Raw genomic sequence first — 20,945 nt, forward strand, 5'->3', positions numbered from 1 at the left:
AGCTAGTTGCCTGTGGTGGATCGCGCCATGTCGGTGATGCGTTCGGGGTCGAGCGTGGACTGCCAGAGCTGGACGCGGTCGACCGCGCCGTTCATGTGCTGGAGGAGGTCGCCGTTCTGGCGCCCGTAGACCCCCAGGTAGAGGTCACCGGTCGCGTTCCACGGCGTGGACGTGGCCTCGGCGCTGGCCGCCTTCTCGCCGTTGACGTACATGGTCATCTCCCCGCCGGGGATGTCGACGATCACGGCGACGTGGTACCAGTCGTCGCCGCCGATGTCGATGGGATGCTCGGCGGTCATGCTGTGCCAGGTCACCGAGTCGGTGCTGTCGGCCGAAGGCATCGCGAAGTGGAATCTGCCGCCGTCGGCGTCGGACTTGTAGTTGAGGTTGAAGCCGACGCGGTTCTGACCGCCCTGAGAGAGAATCGTCTGGTAGGGACCGTCAGTGCTGTCGATTCTGACCCAGGTCGCAATGGTGAAGGACTCGTCGGTGCGAACGACCGGGCCGTTCGACTGCGCCCAGCCGTTGCCGTGGAACTCGAGGGCGCTGAAGGGCAGCGGGAACTGGTCCCATCCCCAAGTGCAGTCGCCGTGCTGAGCCAGGTCGTGGGCGCCCTCGGCGTCGGTCAGGCTCGACCAGTCGAGGCTCCAGTGGCCCTTGCGCTCGACGGCCTTGTTGCCGCCGTAGACGTCGGCGACGCGCTCGGTAGTCAACGCGCCGCGCCACAGTCGGACGTCGGAGATCGTCCCGGTGAATTTGCCACCGCCTTCATTGCCGGAACCCGAACCGCGGCAGCCGATGTTGACCTTGCCGTATCCGAGGTGCGGCTCGAAGTCGGCGGCGTTGGTGCCCGCGAGCTGACCGTCCACGTAGAGGCGGACGTCGCCGGACGCGACGTCGTACACGCCGGTCAAGTGGGTCCACGCTCCTGCGGTAGCCGGGCTCGTGTCCCGAGCGGTGTCCCACAAGGATTCGCCGGCGTCGTTCACACCGACGACAGAGAAGGCCCATTTGCCTTCGTCGGTGAGGTAGAGCTTGAACTTGCTGCCGAGTTGGAAGGTCTCGCCCGCGACGGTGTGCTCGGCGCCGGTGTCGACCGCGTCGACGCGGGCCCATGCGCTCAGTGAGAACGAGCCGTCGGAGCGGTTCGGCTGCGTGTCACCTGCGGTGACGCAGCTGGAGCCGTCGAGGTCGATCGCCGACTTCTCCCGGCCCCACTGGTCCTGGACCCACTGCGAACCGCTCGCAGGCACGGTGAGATCGTTGGCGTGCAGCGAGGAGTCGGCGGCGTCGCCGCGCAGCAGCCATTCACCTGCGATTCCGGCGGGCAGGTCGCCTGCCATGACTTTCTGCACCTGCGCGTCGGTCAACAGACCCTGCCAGATGCCGACGTGCTGGACGGCGCCCTTGAAGTAGTGCGACTGCCGGTGGTTGTCGGTGGTGCCGCTGCATCCGATGTTGACCGGTCCGTCCGCATGCCAGGCTTCGTGCGCGAACGTCTCGGTGTCCTCGAGCGTGCCGTCGACCCACAGTTGGATCACCTTGGAGCCTGGGTCGACGGTTGCCGCCAGGTGCGTCCACTGCCCCTGCGCGGGGGTGCTCGTGGATCCCGCCCTCGAATAGACGCTCGGATCACTTGAGTCCTCGCCGATCAGACGCATGTCCCACTCGCCGGACATGCCGCGGTATCGCAGTGCGAACCCGGTACCGTTCCGGCCGGACTGGGAGAGTACCGTGCGGACGCCGGTGTCGGTGACGTCGCTGCGGACCCAAGCCGACACGGTGTAGGGCACGTCGGTCCGGATGACCGGGCTCTGGGTCGTGACGCAGTCGGTCCCGCCGAACAGCATCGCCTCGCCGACGGGAGTTTCGGGGCCCGAGTCGGTCCACCCGGAGGTGCGGCCCATGGTGAGGTCGTACGAGGCTTGCTCGTCGTCATCGGCGTCGCCGATTCCGGCGGCGTCGTCGAGTCCGTCGCCGTCGAGCCTCCAGGCCGCCGCCGGAACGGGCTCGACGATGCGGGGAGCGAAGAAGTCGGCTTGCATTCGCTTCGAACTGTTGCCGGCCTTGTCGGCGGCCCATACGTAGAGCCACGTGTAGCCGCCTGACGAAGGGGCGGTCACGGTGATCGTCGTCGTGCCGCTGGAGGAGACTTTGTGGCGCTGCGCCTCCTCGTTGACGCCGTAGTAGAAGGCGTTCATGCCCGAATGCGCGTCAGTGGAGGTGAAACGGAAGGTCACTTCGTCCCCGGCCTGAGGGTTCGCAGGGCTGACGAGTTCGACCTTCGGCGGGGTCGGCGCCGTCGCGTCGACGCGGAAGTAGCACCAGCTGTCGAACCAGTTGTCGGTACCGTTCTTGTAGTCGTCGAGTGATCGCATCCTCCATCGGTACTCGCCGCTGGGCAGCTTCTTGCTCGACGGGATCGTCCAGCTCTGGCGGGAGTTCGACTTCTGGTTGCGGGAGGTCGACCAGGTGCGGACGTTGCTGGAGGAGCCCTTCTGCCGCACTTGGATGTAGGCGCCGACCTTGCCATCGGGGTCGCGGGGGACACCCGACAGCGTCGGTTGGACTTCGGAAGTCCACGGCGAGCTCGAATAGCCGGAGGTCACGCAGGACTTGCCGTTGGTGCGCAGCGAAGTCGGGTTCAAGGCCGGAGAGTTGTAGGTGACGATGAGCTCCACCGATTTGATGTCGATGCGGCGCCACGCGTGCGGATCGGACTCGTTCGAGGAGCGGACCATGAACGTCATCCACGACCGGTCCGAGCTCAACCTCGAGTTCAGTTTCGACTTCACGGCGGAACCGGTGAAGTTGACGTCCCGGTCCGGATAATTCGTTCCGCAGCCGCCGGAGTTCGACGAGGCCACCGACTTGGTCTGCAGGTGGTCGAGGGTCGCGGACGTGATCGAGTTCCAGGTGGTGCCGTTGCCCATCTTGCGGTTTACCTCCCAGAGTGCAAGGTCGGTAGATCCGCAGCCGCCCGAGTGGGTCTGGGTCATGGAGACGCGGGCGCTCAGCACGTCCTTGTTCTTGAGACCGCCGATGCCGAATCGGACCGCCGACCGCCACAGCCCGCAAGCGTCCGGTGAGCAGCCGTACCAGCTGTTGTAGCCGACCCGCATGCCGCCCTTGCGGGGCCAGTCCTTGTCGTTGGTCCAGGAACTGCCGGGCCGGTTCTGGAAGATGTTGGCCCAAGCGAGGCGCTTGCCGACGAACGGGGGGTCGATGGTGATCGGGAATTCGGCTGCCGGGTCGGAGAGGAGCTCGGCGTCGGGGGTGACCGTCAGCGTCGTTCCCTCCAGGTCCACGCCCACTTCGGCGTAGCGGCCGGGCATCGGATCGTCCTCGCCGAGGTCGCTGACCGGCTCCTCTTCGGTGGTGCTGAAGGTGGAGGGCTCCGACTCGGTGCTGGTTTCACTGCCGGGTTCGGGGTTGAGCGAGGAGTCCCACATATAGGCGGCAGGAGCCGCGAACACGGTCTCGCCGGCCGAGTCGACGGCGGTGACGGCGCCAGTCGCATCTTGCGTGACGGTCAGCCCGTCGGCGTTGATCCCGATGTCGATCGCCGTGAGCTGGGGATCGGCCGCCGCCTCGGGCGTCTTGACGACCAGCGCGTAGCTGAATCCGTCGAGATCAGACTGGACCTGGAGGTCCAACCCAGGACGCACCTCGGGGTAGATGACGGTGTCTTCAGTGACAACGGGAGCGGGGAGCGCTTCGGGCCAGGTCAACGAGACCGACGCGCCCTCGGGGGACGTCGCGGTCACGAACGGGCCGGCGCCGCCGCCGGACACGGTGATGTCCGAGACCGCGGCGTTCGTGGTGATGGTCCCATCGGCCGCCACGGCGAATCCGGTGTCGACCTCCACCCACTCACCGGAGGCGTCGGGCGCCCATGTGGGCACGGCCTCGACTTTCGCGGTCAGCAGACCGTCGGGGTCTGCGGTCACGCGAGTGTGGAAGTCCTGCAGACCGGCGACCTCAACGCCGATATCGCAGGCCTCGGCCAGCAGGAGCGCTCCGCCCTCGGTAGGGGATTCCAGGGTGTCTACCGCCGGGTCGAGACCAGTGGTGTCGTAGGGGCAGGTGAGCGCCACGGAGGAGACCTCGGCGACGGCGTCGAGAGTGGAGTCCACTTCGAAGGTGCACCACGTGGTATATCTGGCGGTGACGCCGTCGGCGGTGTTGGCGCGGGACCGGAACTCATAGGTGCCGTCGGGCAGCGGCGAGTCGATCTGCCAGGCGTACTCCTCGTCGGAGGGCACCGTGTCGGCGCTGATGTGCTCGGCGACCGAGGCCCCGGACGCGTCGCTGACCCAGAAGCTGACACGAGCCTCGCCGTCGGAGGAGTGCGGGACGGCCGAGAGAGTAGGCTGCGTTCCCGCGACGCGCGCGCCTTCCGGAGCCAGGCAGCTGACGCCATCGACGGTGAGATTCGACGGAAGGCTCATGGCCGGCTGGTAGACGACCGTCATCCGGGCGGTCTCGGCATCGGCCCTGAACCAGTGCTCACGGTGGTCCTCGACCGCGGCCTTCAGTCCGAGCGTGATCGTCATGTGGGGGGCATTCGCGTGGCGGTCGACGTGATGGGCCAGATCCGCGGACGAGAAGTCCACCTGCCTGGTCGGATATGCCACAGGACAGCCGCTGGCCGAGTTGGCGCTCTCCACGGTCTGAGTGTCGAGCGGCGCTCCGTGCAGCCAGTTCCCCGCCGTGGAGTTCCACGAGGTCGGCACCGCACCGGCGGAGATCACATTCGTCTGCCACAGCTCGAGCGGGTAGGACAGGCAGCCGCCGGTGTGGCGGATGTCGACCGACATGGTCGCCGAGCTGACCGACGCGTGTGCGAGCTTCCCGATGTCGAACCGGATCATCGAACGCCACGTCCCGTAGCCCTCCTCACCGGGGGCGACCCAACCGTTGTAGCCCATGCGCAGTCCACCTGAACGCGGCCAAGCGGCGTCGTCCCACCAGGTGGAGTCGGCGTACTGGCCGTCTCCGACGGTCGTCCACGCCCACTGCGGAGTCTCAAAGGACGGATCGATGACGACCGGGAACTCCGTATCCGGGTCGGCGAGCATGCCCGCGTCGGGAACGACCGACAATTTCGTGCCCTTCAGGGAGACGTCCATGGATTCGACCCGTCCCGGGTCGCCGGGCCGCTCACCGGAGCCGGAAACCGAACGCTGCTGCTCGGCGAGGAACTGGGTCGGTCCTGGAAGTTCGAACGGTGATGCCGGCTCGGAGGCGTCCCACATCAGTGCCTGATTCGCCGCCAGGACGGTCTCGCCGGTGGTGGGGTCGAGTGCGGTCACCGCTCTGGTGTCCTGATCCTGCTCGACTTCGAGCGTCCCGCCCAGTTCGACCGCGATCTCGGCCAGCCCGGGGTCGGCCGCCGCCTCGGCGGTGAGGACTTCGAGCCGATACGAGAATCCGGTCCGGCCGGCCTCCACGATGAGGTCCACTCCATCGAGGACGCCGCGGTAGCGCGCCTCGGCTCCGTCGAGTTCGGGCTCGGGAAGCTCGGTCGGCCACCACAGGTCGAGCGTCTCGCCGGATTCGGTGGTCACGCTTGTCAGGGGCTGAGCGGAGCCTCCGCCGGAGACCATGACCTCACCGGGGACCGCCACCGCCGTGATCAGGTCGTTCTCGTCGATCGTCAACGTGGGGTCGATGTCGACCCAGGCTCCGGTCTCATCTGTGGTCCATTGCGGGGTGGCGAACAGCTCGGCGGTGATCGATCCGTCGACCTCGGCGGTGAAGCGGGCCGCATCCTCGCGCATCGCGTCGATCTCGACAGGCCTGCCGCAGTCCTCGGCCAGTGCCAGCGCCGTCGCCTCTGAGTCGACGGCATGATCGGTGTCGGACAGGGCCACGCAGTCGTTGCCGGCAGTGGCGTCCTCTTCGGTCTGCCCGGGCTCGGCCAGGAGGATCGAGGTCGCGAGAACCGCTGAGAGCGAGAGGGCCGTACCCCGTTTGACGCGGACGACGGTCGGGCTGGCGAACGGGCGGAACTCCGGCGAGCGGGAGGCATATTCCATGGGGCGCATCGCATTCAGTTGGAAATCGGGGCAGTCATGACCATTGCGGAATCATGACCGGGAGTGACTGTATTGAATCGGATCCATACCGTCAAGAGTGCGCTTCCATCGAGAACTCGCAATATATGGACACTTCGGACTATTTAGTCCGAAATAGATTCCCCGCATGACCCTTGAGCAGCACCGTGCGCACCGCCCGGTCAATATGAGACGGCAGGTCAGCAAGTGTCAGGGCTTGTCCCGTTCGGGCAGTATCCCTATGCAACACAAATTGATAGTGACTCTAGTCACATTCGCGGCGTTCGCGGTATCGGGCAGAATCGGGGGCGTTGGTTCGGGTGCCGGCGAAGTGAATCTGCCGGTGCGGTGTTCGAGGTCGAGTGGAGGGCTGGTGCCGATCAGAGTCCGTCCTGTGGCCGGTCGCCGGGGGTGTGGCCGATGCGCGCGGCGCTGACCCCCGAAGAGTCCAAGGCGCTGGCCGCCGTAGACGAGGAGGCGATCGCCCACCTGCTGCTGGAGCTGCTCGCCGTTCCCTCCATCACCGGCTCGGCCGCCGAATCGGAGCTGCAGCACCTGCTCGCGCGGCGCGTCGAGGCACTCGGGCTCGAAGTCGACCTGTGGTCGATGGACCTGCCCGCCCTCCGGGCCGCCCCCGGCTTCCCCGGCACCGAAGTGCCGCGCGAGGAGGCGTGGGGACTCGTGGGAACCGCCGCGGGCCGCGGTGACGGCCCGACGGTGATCCTCCAGGGGCACGTCGACGTGGTCCCGCCCGGCGACCTGTCGCAGTGGGAGGGCGATCCGTTCGTGCCCAGAGTGACCGGCGACGTCGTTCACGCCAGGGGCGCCTGCGACATGAAGGCCGGGGTCGTCGCCAACCTCGCCGCGCTCGCGGCCATCCGGGCCGCCGGTGTCCGGCCGCGCGGGACCGTGGCGGCCCATTTCGTGGTCGGCGAGGAGGACGGCGGCATCGGCGCCTTCGGCACGCTCCAGCGCGGCCACACCGGCCGGGCCTGCGTCATCACCGAGCCGACCTCGGGAACGCTGGTCACCGCCAACGCCGGTTCGCTTACGTTCCGGATCGAGGTGACCGGCAAGGCGACCCATGCGAGCACGCGGGACGCCGGGGTCAGCGCCATCGACGCCTACGCGCCGATCGCGGCGGCACTGTCGCGATTGGAGGCCGAGCGCAACGCCGACCCCGATCCGCTGCTGTCCGAGTACTCGATCCCGTACGCCCTCTCGGTCGGCACTTTGCGCGCCGGCGACTGGGCCAGCAGCGTACCCGACCGGCTCGTGGCCGACGGCCGCCTCGGCGTCCGGCTCGGGGAGGACCTCGATGCGGCACGGGCGGCGTTCGAGTCGTGCGTGGCCGAGGCCTGCGCGCGGGACCCGTGGCTGCGCGAGCACCCGGCCGTCGTGACCTGGCCCGGCGGCGTTTTCGCCAGCGGCGCCCTCGCGGCCGGGCATCCGCTCCGGGACGTGGTCGCCGACGCCCGAGTCGACGCGACCGGCACTGCCCGCCCGCGCGAGCGCGGCGCGCCCTACGGCAGCGACCTGCGCCTGTACGCCGCCGCCGGCATCCCGACGCTCCAGTTCGGGCCCGGTGACGTCCGGCTGGCGCACGGGCCCCGCGAACGCGTCTCGGTCGCCGAGACCGCGGCCGTCGCCCGCACACTGGTGCTCACCGTGCTGCGGGCGACCGGCGAGGACGCCGCGCTGGCGGGCTGAGCCTCGGAAGTTCCGGAAGTAATGGGCGTTCAACTTTCCAATGCCGGATGTTTTGCCGACAAAGTGCGAGGTCGAGACGATAGCGCCCGCAATTGGACTACCGGAATATTTCCGGAAACAGTTGACACTCCGGTTAAAACGGACGATACTGGCGTCGGCAGCAGCCATCGACTTTTGTCGATCCGACTCGCTCGGCGATCCATGATCATGGCCGCCGAGGGCTGCCAGGCAGCGGCGGCTCCGACATCACCGTGAGCTGACCGCCGAGCCGCCCTCCGAGATGATCGGCTCGGCGGCCCGGACATCGATGCCGACCGAGGGTTCGGGCTTCCCTCACGAGCGGCTCCGGGCGGCGAGTCGGTGCCCGCCGGAGGGCATCAGGAAGGGGCGGCCCCGGCCGGGTCGACCGCGCTGTGGCGCGGTCCATCAGCCGGGGCCCCTCGTCGTCCCCGATGATCCAGGCGGTGGCACGCCGGGGTGGTGCAACATACCGGATGGTCGGTATGATGAGTGGAGCCCCGCCCGGAGCAGGATGACGAGGAGGTCCCCATGCAGATCACCGGTGCCGTGCTGGAGCGCTGCGGCGCCCCGGCGCCGTACGCCCAGTCCCAGCCCATCACCATCGGCACACTCGAACTCGACCCGCCGGGCCCCGGCGAGATCCTCGTCCGCATCGAGGCCGCCGGCCTGTGCCACTCCGACCTGTCCGTAGTCGACGGCAACCGCGTCCGCCCCACCCCCATGCTCCTCGGCCACGAAGCCTCCGGCATCGTCGAGCAGACCGGACCCGGCGCCCGACTCACCCCCGGCAGACGCGTCGTCATGACCTTCCTCCCCCGCTGCGGCGAATGCGAGTCCTGCCAGACCGACGGCCGACTCCCCTGCACCGTCGGCAGCGCCGCCAACGCCGCCGGCACCCTCGTCGGCGACGCCACCCGCCTGCGCCGAGACGGCGCCCCCGTCAGCCACCACCTCGGCGTCAGCGCCTTCGCCACCCACGCCGTCGTCTCAGAGACCTCGGTCGTCCCCGTCGACGACGACGTGCCGCCCGACATCGCCGCCCTCCTCGGCTGCGCCGTCCTCACCGGAGGCGGCGCCGTCGTCAACGCCGGACGACCCGAACCCGACCAGGCCGTCGCCGTCGTCGGACTCGGCGGCGTCGGCATGGCCGCGCTCATGGTCGCCGCCGCCCTCGGCCACCAGGTCATCGGCGTCGACGCCGTCCACTCCAAACTCGACCTCGCCCGCGAACTCGGCGCCTCCGCCGTCTACACCCCCGCCGGCGCCGCCGACGCCGAGCTGCGCGCCCCCGTCGTGATCGAAGCCGCCGGCTCGGCCCGCGCCTTCGAGACCGCCTACGCCGTCACCGCACCCGGCGGCACCACCGTCACCGTCGGACTCCCACACCCCGACGCCCGCGCCAGCATCGCGCCGCTCAGCCTCACCGCCGAGGCCCGCACCGTCATCGGCTCCTACCTCGGCTCGGCCGTCCCCGGCCGCGACATCCCCCGCTACGTCGAACTCTGGCGATCCGGCCGCCTCCCGCTCGACCGGCTCGTCTCCGACCGCATCGCCCTCACCGACCTGCCCACCGCGCTCGACCGCCTCGCCTCCGGCGAAGCGCTGCGCCAGCTCATCACCTTCACACCCACCGAAAGGACCGCTACATGACCTCCCGCACCGCCATCGTCACCGGCGCCGCACGCGGCATCGGCGCCGCCACGGCCCGCCGACTCGCCGCCGACGGCAACGCCGTCGCCGTACTCGACCTCCTCGAGGACCAGGCGCGGGCCACCGCCGAGGCCATCACCGCCGACGGCGGCAAAGCCGTCGCGATCGGCGTCGACGTCGCCGACGAGGAAGCGGTGTCCACCGCCGTCGAACGCGTCGCCGCCGAACTCGGCGCCCCCACCATCCTGGTCAACAACGCCGGCATCCTCCGCGACAACCTCCTGTTCAAGATGACCGCCCAGGACTGGGACGCCGTCCTCGGCGTGCACCTGCGCGGCGCCTTCCTCATGTCCCGGGCCGTGCAGTCCCACATGGTCGAAGCCAAATGGGGCCGAATCGTCAACCTCTCCAGCACCTCGGCGCTCGGCAACCGCGGCCAGGCCAACTACGCCGCCGCGAAAGCCGGAATGCAGGGCTTCACCAAGACCCTCGCGTTCGAACTCGGCAAGTTCGGCGTCACCGCCAACGCCGTCGCCCCCGGCTTCATCCAGACCGAGATGACCAAGGCCACCGCCGAGCGCATCGGCGTGCCCTTCGGCGACTTCCTCTCCGCCGCGGCCGGAGAAGCGGCCGTCGGCCGCGTCGGCCAGCCCGAGGACATCGCCGCCGCCGTCTCCTTCTTCTGCTCAGAAGAGGCCGGCTTCGTCTCCGGCCAGGTCCTTTACGTGGCGGGAGGACCGAAGGCATGAGCGACGCCATCGAAGTGCCCTCCCCGAGCGCACTGGCCGACGCCGTCGGGCGCCGGGCGACCGGCGAGTGGTTCACCGTCGACCAGGACCGCATCGACGCGTTCGCCGCCGCGACCGAGGACCACCAGTGGATCCACCTCGACGCCGAACGGGCCGCCAAGGGGCCCTTCGGCACCACCATCGCGCACGGCTACCTGACGCTGTCGCTGCTGCCGCGCCTGGCGTCGTCGCTGATCAGGGTGGACGGCGCGGCCATGACCGTCAACTACGGCATGGACAAGGTGCGGTTCCTGACTCCGGTCGCGGCCGGCTCGCGAGTCCGCGCGGCCACCGAGATCACCGGCGCCGAGACCACCGGCATGGGGGTCCGGCTCGCTTCGACGGTGACCGTCGAGATCGAAGGCGCCGACAAGCCCGCCCTGGTCGCCGAGACGATCACCCTCTACGTGCCCGAGCCCTGAGCCAGAACCAAGACGGCCCGGACGACGCGAGTCGTCCGGGCCGTGGGTGTTCGCAGCAGGTCCGATTCAGAGCCGTTCGATCACCATCGCCATGCCCTGGCCGCCACCCACGCACATCGTCTCGAGCCCGTAGCGGCCGCCGGTGTCCTCCAGGGCGTTGATGAGCGTGGACGTGATGCGCGCACCGGTCATCCCGAACGGGTGCCCGACGGCGATCGCGCCGCCCTTGACGTTCAACCGGTCCTGGTCGATCCCCAGCTCCCGAGCCGAGGCGATCACCTGCGCCGCGAAGGCCTCGTTGATCTCGACCAGGTCCATGTCCTCGATCGTCAGACCCGCGCGACGCAGCGCCTGCCGGCTGGCCTCGACCGGGCCCAGGCCCATGATCTCCGGCGAGAGCCCGCTGACGCCGGTCGACACGATGCGCGCCAAAGGCGACACGCCCAGCTCGTCGAGAACGCGCGCCGACACCACGACCACGGCCGCGGCCCCATCGTTGAGCGGGCAGGCGTTGCCGGCGGTGACCGTCCCGTCGGGACGGAACACCGGGTCGAGCGTCGCGAGCTTCTCCACCGTCGTGCCCGGCCGCGGGCCGTCGTCGGCCGACACCACGGTGCCGTCGGCCAAGGTCACCGGCGTGATGTCACCGGCCCAAAACCCGTTCGCGATCGCCTTCTCTGCCCGCTGCTGACTGCGGGCGGCGAACTCGTCCTGGTCCTCGCGCGTGACCCCGCGCAGCGCCGCGACGTTCTCGGCGGTCTGACCCATCGCGATGTAAGGGTCCGGCAGCCGCTCCTCCTCGCACGGGTCCGTCCACACCGGAGCACCGCCCTTGGCGCGCCGCTCAGTGCGCTCCAGCGCGTCGGCGAAGACCGGATTTTTCAAATCGGCGCCGGGAATGTAGTCGCTCGAGCCGATCACCATGCGGCTGACCGACTCGGCCCCGGCCGACACGAACACGTCGCCTTCTCCGGCCTTGATGGCGTGGAAGGCCATACGGGTCGTCTGCAGGCTCGACGAGCAGTAGCGCGTGACGGTGGTGCCGGGGACCGAGTCCCAGCCGAGCATGACCGCGACGACGCGGCCCATGTTCATGCCCTGCTCGCCGCCGGGCAGGCCGCAGCCCAGCAGCAGGTCGTCGATCCGGTCGGGCTCCAGGCCCGGGACCTTCTCGACGGCCGCGCGCACCATCTGGGCGGCCAGGTCGTCGGCGCGCGTGTCCTTGAGCGATCCCTTGTGCGCGCGCCCGATCGGTGAGCGCGCGGTCGCGACGATGTATGCCTCTGTCATGCCGTCTCCTCCTTGAGATGTGGCGTGGTGGTCAGACAAACGCCTGGCGGCCGGTGATCGCCCGCCCGACGATGAGCGTGTTCATGTCGCGGGTGCCTTCGTAGGAGTAGACGGCCTCGGCGTCGGCGAAGTAGCGGGCGACGCCGTGGTCGAGCTGGATGCCGTTGCCGCCGAGGATCTCGCGGCACCAGGCGACGGTCTCTCTCATGCGCGTGGTGGCGAAGGCCTTGGCCATGGCGGCGTGCTCGTCGCCTTGGGCGCCCTCGTCGTGCATCTGTGACACGCGCGCGCACATGGCGATGCTCGCGGTGATGTTCGCCAGGGAGCCGGCGAGTTTGTCCTGCACGAGCTGGTAGGAGGCGATGGGGTTGCCGAACTGCTCGCGTTCGCCGGCGTACTTGACCGCGGCCTCGTAGGCGCCGACGGCGACGCCGACGGACTGCCAGGCGACTTCGGCGCGAGTGGCGCGCAGGACTTTGGCGACGTCGCGGAAGGAGTCGACGCGCTGGAGCCGGTCGGCTTCGTCTACGACGACGTCGGTGAGGGTGATGTCGGCGTTCTGGACCCCGCGCAGGGCCTGTTTGCGTTCGATCTTGTCGGCCTTGAATCCCGGGGTGTCCTTGCGGACGAGGAAGCCTTTGACCTGGTCGTCGGCGGTGTCCTTGGCCCAGATGACGGTGACGTCGGCGAAGGTGGCGTTGCCGATCCAGCGTTTGGCGCCGTTGAGGATCCACTGGTCGCCGTCGCGGGTGGCGGTGGTGCGCAGGCCCCGGGCGGTGTCGGATCCGGCGAGCGGTTCGGTCAGGCCGAAGGCGCCGATGACGGCGCCGCGGCCCATCGGCGGCAGCCATTCGGCGCGCTGCTGCTCGGAGCCGCCGAAGCCGATCGCGCCCATGGCGAGGCCGCTGGCCACGCCGACGAAGGTCGCGAAGGACGGGTCGACGCGCGCGAGTTCGACGGCGGCCCAGCCGCGGAAGAGGGCGCTGTTGTCGAACCGGGCGGTCTCGGGCCACATCGCGCCGAGGATGCCGGTGTCGGCGATGCCGGGGACGAGGTGGTACGGGAACTCGGCGCGGTCCCAGTAGTCGTCCGCGATGGGGCGCACCTCGCGTTCCATGAACTCGCGGATCCGCAGCGCCGCCTGGCGCTCGGCGGGGGTCAGCAGGTTCTGGAACGAGTAGAAGTCGGCGTCGAGCAGGTCGGTGCCCTGTGGCTGCGCCGAGGGGGCCTGCGTTGCGAGTGTCATCGGTCCTCCGATCGTCAACGATCCGGGTCGGTGAAACCGACCGGTCGGTATGTGTCTAGTATGCATTACCATCGCCGTGGATCACAAGGACGCGACGTGCCAGAACCGGACCCCCGAGGAGCCGCCATGACCGGATACCGCCACCCGTTCCCCTTGCGGTGGAACGACAACGACCAGTACGGCCACATGAACAACGCCGTCTACTACGAGGCGATGGACACGGCGGTGAACGCCTGGATGATCGGCGCCGGCGCGCTCGACCCTGCCGGCGAGGTCATCGCGGTGGCGCGCGCGTCCTCCTGCGAGTTCCTCGAATCGGCCTCGTTCCCCGAGCGCCTCGAAGTCGACGTGGCCGTCGCCCGGCTCGGCTCGACGTCGGTCACCTGGGACCTGGCCATCGTGCGCGCCGGCTCGCCCGACCGAAGCGCGCCGCTGGCGCTCGGCAAGTTCACGCACGTGTTCGTGGACGAGGGCACCCGCCGGCCGGTGCCGATCCCCGAGAAGACCCGCTCGGCCGTGGTCGAACAGCTCGACGTGGCGTGAGGACCGCCCGGCGGCGCGCTCGGCGTCGCCGGGCGATCGCTCAAGAGCCGAACCGGTCGACCAGCTCCCGCTTGAGGACCTTCCCGCTCGGACCGAGCGGCAGGTCGTCCAGCACGTGCACCACGCGCGGGTACTTGTAGGCGGCGACCTTCTCCTTCATGTACGCCACCAGCTCGGCCGCGTCCACCCGCTGCCCGCCGGCCGGCACCACCGCGGCGTGGATCTCCTGCCCGTGGACCTCGTGCGGCACACCGAAGACCGCCGCGATCGACACCGCCGGGTGCCGGCTCAGCACCGCCTCGACCTCCGTGGGGTACACGTTGTAGCCGTTGCGGATGATCATGTCCTTCTTGCGGTCCACGATCGTGACGATCTCGTCGCCGTCGATCGTGCCGAGGTCGCCGGTGCGGAACCAGCCGTCCACGACCGCCGCCGCGTCGGCCTCCGGCCGCCCGAGGTAGCCCTTCATGAGGTTGTGGCCGCGCACCACGATCTCGCCCAGGCCGCTGGTCTCCCCCGGCCCGGGCTCGGGCAGCAGCTCGATCCGGTCCTCGACGTCCGGGTCGGCGATCGCCACGTCCACGCCCCACATGGGACGGCCGACCGTCCCGGGGCGGATCGGCTCGGACACGACGTTGAACGTGCACGACGGCGAGGTCTCGGTCAGCCCGTATCCCTCGTGGACCTGCGCGCCGAAGGCCGCCTCGAACGCCTCGAGCAGCGCCACCGGCAGCGCGGCACCGCCCGAGACGGCGTACCGCAGCGGCGGCCGGTCCGGTGAGCGCCGCGCCGCCTCGACCATACCGGCGAAGTTCGTCGGCACGGCCGTGAACACCGTCGCCCCGTGCCGCACCAGCAGCTCGAGCGCCTCGTCGGGCTCGAACTTCGGCAGCAGGATGATCGAGGCGGCCGACCGGAAGCCGATGTTCATCACCGCCATCTGGCCGAAGGAGTGGAAGAACGGCAGCCCGCCGTAGATCACGTCGTCCGAGCGCATGTCGAACGAGTCGATCAGCGAGCAGTGCACCTGCTCGATCATCGCCAGGTGCGAGCCGACCGCGCCCTTGGGCGTGCCGGTGGTGCCGGAGGTGTAGAGGATCGTCGCGGCCGCGAGCGGGTTCACCGAGACGTGCCGGACGATCGGCGTCGCCTCGGCCGCCTCGGCCTCCAGCCTCGCCACCGGCGCCCCGCCGACCTCCAAGCCCTCCGGCGCCAGGACGGTCACCAGCGGCACCGCGGCGCGCGCGGCGGCCGGGGCTGCCTCGGCGAGCATCGGCGCGGCCGCCACCACCAGGTCGGCGCCGGCGTCGCGCAGGACGAACTCGATCTCGTCGGCCTTGAACAGCAGGTGCACCGGGATCACGACCGCGCCCAGCGACAGGGCCGCGTAGTACACGCGCGGGAAGTCCGGCACGTTCGGCACGATCATCGCCACCCGCGAGCCGGGACCGATGCCGCGCGCGGCGAGCGCGCCCGCGTAGGCGCGGGTCTGGTCCCACAGGGTCCCGTAGTCGATGGTGTGCCCCATGAAGTGCAGCGCGGGCCGCTCGGGGAAGCGGCGCGCGGACTCGGCGAGGATGCTCGCGATCGAGAGCGTGCCGTGGCCGGGCCCGTCGACGGCGGGGTCAGGAAGATGCGTCATTGCAGGTCTCCTTCCAGAGGGTGGCGGTCAGGTTCGGCGCCGCAGCTCGGCTCTGCCGAGCGCGGCCAAGTGGACTTCGTCGGGGCCGTCGGCCAGACGCATCGCCCTGGCGGCGGCGAACATCCCGGCCAGCGGCTGATCGTATGACAGTCCGGCGGCGCCGAACAGCTGGATCGCCTGGTCGAGGATCCGCTGGACGGCCCGGGGCACGGCGATCTTGATCGCCTGGATCTCGGTCATCGCCTCCCGGTTGCCGACGGTGTCCATCAGCCAGGCGGTCTTGAGCACCAGCAGCCTGAGGGCCTCCAGTTCGATGCGGGACTCGGCGACCCAGGAGCGGACGGTGCCCTTCTCGGCGAGCGGGCCGCCGAAGGCCACGCGCTCGGCGGCGCGCTCGCGCACCAGGTCGAGTGCCCGTTCGGCCATGCCGAGGGCCCGCATGCAGTGGTGGATGCGGCCGGGGCCGAGACGGGCCTGCGCGATCGCGAAGCCCTCGCCTTCGCCGCCGAGCAGGTTCGATTCGCTGACGCGGACGTCGTCGAACACGATCTCGGCGTGGCCGCCGTGGTCGCGGTCGTCGTAGCCCAGGACCGTCAAGGGCCGCAACACGGTCACTCCGGGCGTCTCGCGCGGGACCAGCACCATCGACTGCTGCCGGTGGCGGGGCGCGTCGGGGTCGGTCTTGCCCATGACGATGAACAGCCGGCAGTCGGGATTCATCGCGCCGGTGGCGAACCATTTGCGGCCGTTGATGACCAGCTCGCCGTCCCGGCGTTCGATGCTGGTGCCGATCTGGGAGGCGTCCGAGGAGGCGACGCCCGGTTCGGTCATGCAGAACGCCGACCTGATCCTGGCCTCCAGCAGCGGCTCGAGCCACGTCTCGCGCTGGTCGGGAGTCCCGAAGTGGGCCAGCAGCTCCATGTTGCCGGTGTCGGGGGCCGCGCAGTTCATCGCGGCCGGCGCGAGCCGGTGGCTGCGCCCCGAGGCCTCGGCGACCGGGGCGTACTGCAGGTTCGTGAGGCCGCCGCCGTGTCCGTGCGGGCCCGGGGGTAGGAACAGGTTCCACAGTCCCAGCCCCCGGGCCTTCTCCTGCAGGCTCCGGGTCACGGGCCGCAGCGTCCAGTCGTCCGGGGTGGCCTCCACCTCGGCGTCGAGCACGGGTTCGCAGGGGAGCACGTGCTCGTCCACGAATGCCCGGACCTGCTCGGTCTTCTCTTCGGTCAGCGCGTCCGGCGCGAAGTCCATCAGGTTCCCTTCCCGGCCGACACCCGTGTCAGCCCTTCTTCGGCCAGCGGCGAGACGAGGTCGCCGATCGTGTCGAAGCCTTCGCCGACGGTCTGCCCGCCGGTGTACCGGTAGTGGATGCCCTCGAGGATCACGGCGAGCTTGTAGCAGGCGAACGCCCGGTACCAGGACAGGTCCGGGACGGCGATCCCGGCGCGGGCGGCGTAGGCGTCGACCACTTCGCCGAATTCGGGGTAGCCGGCGCCGGGGACGATCGCGCCGGCGGCGTCCTCTCCGCCGGGCAGTTCTCTGATGTGCCAGTACATGCCGAGCATGCCCAGGTCCACCAGCGGGTCGCCGAGCGTGGCCATCTCCCAGTCGAGGACCGCGGCGACGCGCGGCGCGTCCGCTTCGCCGGCGACGATGAGGTTGTCGAGCCGGTAGTCGCCGTGGACGACCCCGGAGCGGTCCTCGCCGCCGGGCACGGCGCGGCCGAGCCGCTCCTGCAGTTCGTCGAGCGCCGGCAGCGGCCGGGACCTGGAGGCGTCCAACTGGCGCCTCCAGGTCCGCATCTGCCGTGCGAGGTAGCCGCGGGGCCGTCCGAAGTCGGCCAGTCCCACCCCGTCCGGGTCCACTTCGTGCAGGTCGGCCAGGACCTCGGCCAGTTCGATGCCGAGCCGGTGCAGGCCCGAGGGGGTCCACGCGGCGTTCAGCTCCGGTTCGGACAGCACCTGCCCGTCGACGTGCTCCATGACGAAGAAGACCGTGCCGGTCACCTCGCCGTCGGCGGTGTCGTCGACGACGTCGACCGTCGGCGGCACGGGGACCGTGCCGCGCAGCGCCGAGATGACCCGGTGCTCGCGGCGCATGTCGTGCGCCGAGGTGAGCACGTGGCCCAACGGCGGTCGCCGCAGCACCAGCGGCGTCCGCGCGCCGTCGACCCGGTAGGTGAGGTTGCTGCGCCCGCCGTCGATCAGGGCCGCCTTCAGCGGTCCGTCGCCGGCGAGGCCGGGGTGCTCGCGGCGCAGCCACCGGCTCAGGCCGGCCACGTCGAGCCCGGGCACCTCGGTCGCCTCGTTCGCCTCGGTCATGTACTGCCTTTCCATTGCGCTCGACGAGCGCGGTCGTACTGCGTCAGTTGCCGGGGATGCCGTCGTCGTCCAGCGGCACCGGGTCGGGCTCGATGGCCGTCACCTGGCCGGTGCCCACGCTGTAGGTGGTGCCGATGTAGTCCTGGACGCCCTCGTTCACCATCGTGATGCCGACGCTGCGGTAGGCGGCGTGGTCGTCTTCGCTGAACGACAGCGGCACGATGCCGTTGCCGACCAGGTCGCCCGATTCCACGGCTTCGAGCAGCGACTCGCGGGTGGGGTCCTCGCCGGCGGCGGCGAGGGCCTCGGCGAACAGGTAGCCGACGCTCATGCCGAACACGGTGTTGCCGGTGAACGGCGCGCCGTCGTTGTAGTCCTCGTTGATCTGCCGGAACAGCTCGGTCCACTCGCTGTCGGGGCTGAACGGCAGGTAGTTGACGCTGACCATGCCTTGGAGGACCAGCGGCGCGGTCTCCTCGCCGAGGTAGCCGACCAGGGTGGGGTAGTCGCCGCCGGAGGAGGAGACGTACCACTGCGGGAACCACTCCATCTGCGCGGCCGTGCCGACCGCCAGCGCGGTGAAGCCGTTGATGGTGGCGAGGATGTTGACCTCGCACTCGGCGGCCATCATGGCGCCGATCTGGGCGGTGACGTCCTCGTTGGAGGTCGAGTAGGTCTGGATCTCGACGATCTCGTTGCCGCCGATGACGGTCTCGACGCCTTCGAGGATGCCTTCGCCGTAGTCGTCGTCCTGCCCGAGCACGCAGACCCTGGCGTCGGGGTTCTGGTCGACGGCGTACTGGGCCAGGGCCGCGCCTTCGGTGACGTAGTCGGCGTTGAAGGCGAACGTGTTCGGGTAGGCGCCCGGCTGGTTCCACGTCAGCGAGCCGGAGGAGACGAACAGGTCCGGGACGTCCTGCTGGTCGATGTAGTCGAGCACCGCCGAGTGGGTCGGGGTGCCCAGGCCGTTGACGATGGCGAAGACCTCGTCTTCGGTGACCAGTTCGCGCACCACCGTCTGGGTCTTGGAGGGGTCGTAGGCGTCGTCTTTGACGATGTACTCGACGCTGCGGCCGTGGATGCCGCCGTTGTCGTTGACGTATTCGAAGTAGGCGCTGGTGGCGGCGGAGATGGTGGAGTAGCCGGCGGCGGCCGGACCGGTGAGCGGCTGGTGGGTGCCGATGGTCACCGTGTCGTCGGTGACGCCGGGGGCGTCCTGGTCGCCTGGAGTGCTGCAGGCGGCGAGGCCGAGGGCGGTCGCGGTCGTGAGTGCCGCGACCGCGGTCTTCCTCATGGGGGTTGTAGGGGTTCGCATTCCGATCACCTCTCTGTGTTCGTGGAAAGCTGCGGGTCGGTGGGAGGCCGGGTGGCCTGCCGGGTCTTGGCCGGGCGGCGCCGCCGGAGTCGGCCGGTGAGTTGGGCCAGGCCGCCGGGCCAGGCGATGGTCACGGCGATGACGACGAGGCCGAACAGGAGCACGGCGAGGTTGCCGTTGAGCCGCTGCCCGAGGTCGGAGGGCACGGCGTCGGTGAGGGTGTCGATGAGCCAGGGCGCGACGACGACCAGGACCGAGCCGATCGCGGCCCCGCCGATGCTGCCGAGTCCGCCGACGACGGCGGCGACGACGAGCAGCAGGGAGAAGGCCAGCCCGTAGCCGCCGGGGGTGACCTGCTGGGTGACGATCGCCAGGACCGCGCCGCCGAGTCCGGCGGTGACGGCGCTGACGACGAACGCGCCGGTCTTGACCATGCCGGGGTCGATGCCGGCGAGTTTGGAGGCGGTCTCGTCGCCGAGGACGGCGCGCATGCGCAGTCCGGCCCGTCCGGAGCGGAGCACGGCCAGCGGTGTCACCGCGACCGCGGCGATGACGATGGCGAGCCAGGCGTGCCACTGCTCGGTCGCGATGAGGGCCGAGAGCGCTTCGGGCACCGGCAGGAACGGCGCTCGGGTGCCTTGGTCGCCGCCGAGCGGGAGGACGCTGGCGGCCGAGGGCAGGGCGATGACCAGGGCGAGGGTGAGGCCGGCGAGGTAGGGGCCGTGGAGTCGGGCCGCGGCCATGCCGAGCAGGAGCCCGACCAGGCCGGAGGCGGCCACGGCGCCGGCGAGGCCGGCGACGACGATGACGGCGGTGGCCCCGGGCATGGCTTCCTCGGTGGCGGTCGCGGTGAAGGCGTAGCCGTAGCCGCCGGCGGCCATGAGGACGGCGTGGCCGAGCGAGAGCTGGCCGGTGAGTCCGACCAGGACGGTCAGTCCGGCGACGGCGGCGAAGACGCCGGCGGCGGTGGCGAGCTGGTAGTTGCGGAAGGGGTCGAGTCCGAAGGTCGCGGCGATGGCGAGGAGGGTGAGCAGCGCGGCTCGCAAGGGGATCCTCATGCGGTTCGGGCCCCCTTCGCGGCGAACAGGCCGCCGGGTCGCAGCAGGAGCACCACTGTCAGCAGCGCGAGTACGGCCAGTGGCGCGGCGGCGGCCGAGACGTATCCGGTGACGAGGCTGACCAGGACGCCGATGGCGATGCCGGCGACGAGGGCGCCGACCGGGGAGTCGAGTCCGCCGACGACGGCCACGGCGAAGGCGTTGACGAACAAGAGGTCGACCGCGTGCGGGTTGAGGCCCAGTTCGGTGGGGACCAGCAGCAGCGCGGCGAGGGCGGCGGTGGCGACCGAGAGCATCCATCCGGCGGTGACCATGCGGGGGACGCGGACGCCGAGGAGGCGGGAGGTCTCGGGGGCGAAGGCCGCGGCGCGCAGTTGGAGGCCCAGGGAGGTCTTGGCGAACAGCAGCGCGAGCGCGCCCATGACGACCGCGGCGACGATGAGGACGAACAGGTCGTAGCGGGAGAGCACGGGGACGCCGCCGAGCACGAACGGGCGCTCGGAGAACGGCGGCTGCATGGGCCGGTGCTGGGGGCCGAAGGCGATCGCCAGTCCCGCCTGGAGCACCATCACCAGTCCGATGGCGACGATCATGCCCGGCAGCGGCGTCTGCTGGGGCACGCGCCGCATCAGTCCGCGTTCGACGGCCGCGCCGAGGACGGCGCCGGTGGCGAGGCCGCCGGCGAGGCCGAGCCAGTAGGACCCGGAGGCGGCGGTGAGGGCGAAGGCGACGTACACGGCGACGACGGCCATGGCGGCCTGGGCGAAGTTCACCACCCGGGCCGCGCGCCAGACGATGACCAGTGACAGGGCGAAGAGCGCCAGGACGGCGCCGCGCGCCAGTCCGGTCGAGAGGAGGAAGACGAGACGGTCCACGATGCCTCCTT

General features: G+C 70.3%; 14 protein-coding genes. 5 read left to right on the forward strand and 9 right to left on the reverse strand.

Features of this window, described 5'->3' with window-relative positions; genetic code table 11:
* Window positions 1–2: 2 nt before the first annotated feature.
* Window positions 3–6,041, reverse strand: coding sequence for a LamG domain-containing protein (locus ACYVL2_RS13180; RefSeq protein ID WP_460543993.1), 6,039 nt, complete (start codon window positions 6,039–6,041; stop codon window positions 3–5).
* A gap of 438 nt (window positions 6,042–6,479) precedes the next feature.
* On the opposite strand from ACYVL2_RS13180, the gene ACYVL2_RS13185 reads away from it, so the two are divergent.
* From ACYVL2_RS13185 to ACYVL2_RS13200, 4 genes are all read left to right on the forward strand, one after another.
* Window positions 6,480–7,769 (forward strand): zinc-binding metallopeptidase family protein, encoded by a 1,290-nt coding sequence (locus ACYVL2_RS13185; protein ID WP_460543995.1) that lies wholly within the window; start codon window positions 6,480–6,482, stop codon window positions 7,767–7,769.
* A 549-nt stretch (window positions 7,770–8,318) separates the two neighbouring features.
* The gene (locus ACYVL2_RS13190) at window positions 8,319–9,440 is read left to right on the forward strand and encodes an MDR/zinc-dependent alcohol dehydrogenase-like family protein (RefSeq protein ID WP_460543997.1); all 1,122 of its coding nucleotides are present in this window, start codon (window positions 8,319–8,321) and stop codon (window positions 9,438–9,440) included.
* Complete coding sequence (gene fabG, locus ACYVL2_RS13195; protein WP_460543999.1) at window positions 9,437–10,189, forward strand: Rossmann-fold NAD(P)-binding domain-containing protein; 753 nt, start codon at window positions 9,437–9,439, stop codon at window positions 10,187–10,189. Before ACYVL2_RS13190 ends, fabG begins: the two co-directional genes overlap by 4 nt.
* On the forward strand, window positions 10,186–10,650 hold the full coding sequence (locus tag ACYVL2_RS13200; protein WP_460544001.1) for a MaoC family dehydratase: 465 nt from the start codon (window positions 10,186–10,188) through the stop codon (window positions 10,648–10,650). The genes fabG and ACYVL2_RS13200 overlap by 4 nt, the downstream gene beginning before the upstream one ends.
* A 66-nt stretch (window positions 10,651–10,716) precedes the next feature.
* Here the strand turns inward: ACYVL2_RS13200 and ACYVL2_RS13205 are convergent, their stop codons facing one another.
* On the reverse strand, window positions 10,717–11,940 hold the full coding sequence (locus tag ACYVL2_RS13205; RefSeq protein WP_460544003.1) for an acetyl-CoA C-acetyltransferase: 1,224 nt from the start codon (window positions 11,938–11,940) through the stop codon (window positions 10,717–10,719).
* Window positions 11,941–11,971: 31 nt separating this feature from the next.
* A complete protein-coding gene (locus ACYVL2_RS13210; protein ID WP_460544005.1) occupies window positions 11,972–13,186 on the reverse strand; it encodes an acyl-CoA dehydrogenase family protein in 1,215 nt (404 codons plus the stop codon).
* Window positions 13,187–13,312: 126 nt separating this feature from the next.
* Between ACYVL2_RS13210 and ACYVL2_RS13215 the strand changes: the two genes are divergently transcribed.
* Window positions 13,313–13,729: an acyl-CoA thioesterase gene (locus tag ACYVL2_RS13215; RefSeq protein WP_460544007.1), complete on the forward strand. Its 417-nt coding sequence runs from the start codon at window positions 13,313–13,315 to the stop codon at window positions 13,727–13,729.
* Between the two features lie 40 nt (window positions 13,730–13,769).
* Here ACYVL2_RS13215 and ACYVL2_RS13220 read toward each other — a convergent pair whose 3' ends face one another.
* The 6 genes from ACYVL2_RS13220 to ACYVL2_RS13245 are packed head-to-tail and all read right to left on the reverse strand — an operon-like array spanning window position 13,770 to window position 20,934.
* Window positions 13,770–15,371 (reverse strand): acyl-CoA synthetase family protein, encoded by a 1,602-nt coding sequence (locus ACYVL2_RS13220; RefSeq protein ID WP_460544009.1) that lies wholly within the window; start codon window positions 15,369–15,371, stop codon window positions 13,770–13,772.
* Between the two features lie 27 nt (window positions 15,372–15,398).
* The gene (locus ACYVL2_RS13225; protein WP_460544011.1) at window positions 15,399–16,616 is read right to left on the reverse strand and encodes an acyl-CoA dehydrogenase family protein; all 1,218 of its coding nucleotides are present in this window, start codon (window positions 16,614–16,616) and stop codon (window positions 15,399–15,401) included.
* Window positions 16,616–17,686: a phosphotransferase family protein gene (locus ACYVL2_RS13230; RefSeq protein ID WP_460544013.1), complete on the reverse strand. Its 1,071-nt coding sequence runs from the start codon at window positions 17,684–17,686 to the stop codon at window positions 16,616–16,618. The genes ACYVL2_RS13225 and ACYVL2_RS13230 overlap by 1 nt, the downstream gene beginning before the upstream one ends.
* A gap of 43 nt (window positions 17,687–17,729) precedes the next feature.
* Window positions 17,730–18,980: an ABC transporter substrate-binding protein gene (locus ACYVL2_RS13235; protein ID WP_460544015.1), complete on the reverse strand. Its 1,251-nt coding sequence runs from the start codon at window positions 18,978–18,980 to the stop codon at window positions 17,730–17,732.
* Window positions 18,981–19,006: 26 nt separating this feature from the next.
* Window positions 19,007–20,059, reverse strand: coding sequence for a branched-chain amino acid ABC transporter permease (locus ACYVL2_RS13240; protein WP_460544017.1), 1,053 nt, complete (start codon window positions 20,057–20,059; stop codon window positions 19,007–19,009).
* Complete coding sequence (locus ACYVL2_RS13245; RefSeq protein ID WP_460544019.1) at window positions 20,056–20,934, reverse strand: branched-chain amino acid ABC transporter permease; 879 nt, start codon at window positions 20,932–20,934, stop codon at window positions 20,056–20,058. The genes ACYVL2_RS13240 and ACYVL2_RS13245 overlap by 4 nt, the downstream gene beginning before the upstream one ends.
* Window positions 20,935–20,945: the final 11 nt, after the last annotated feature.

The organism is Glycomyces halotolerans (genome assembly GCF_054779575.1).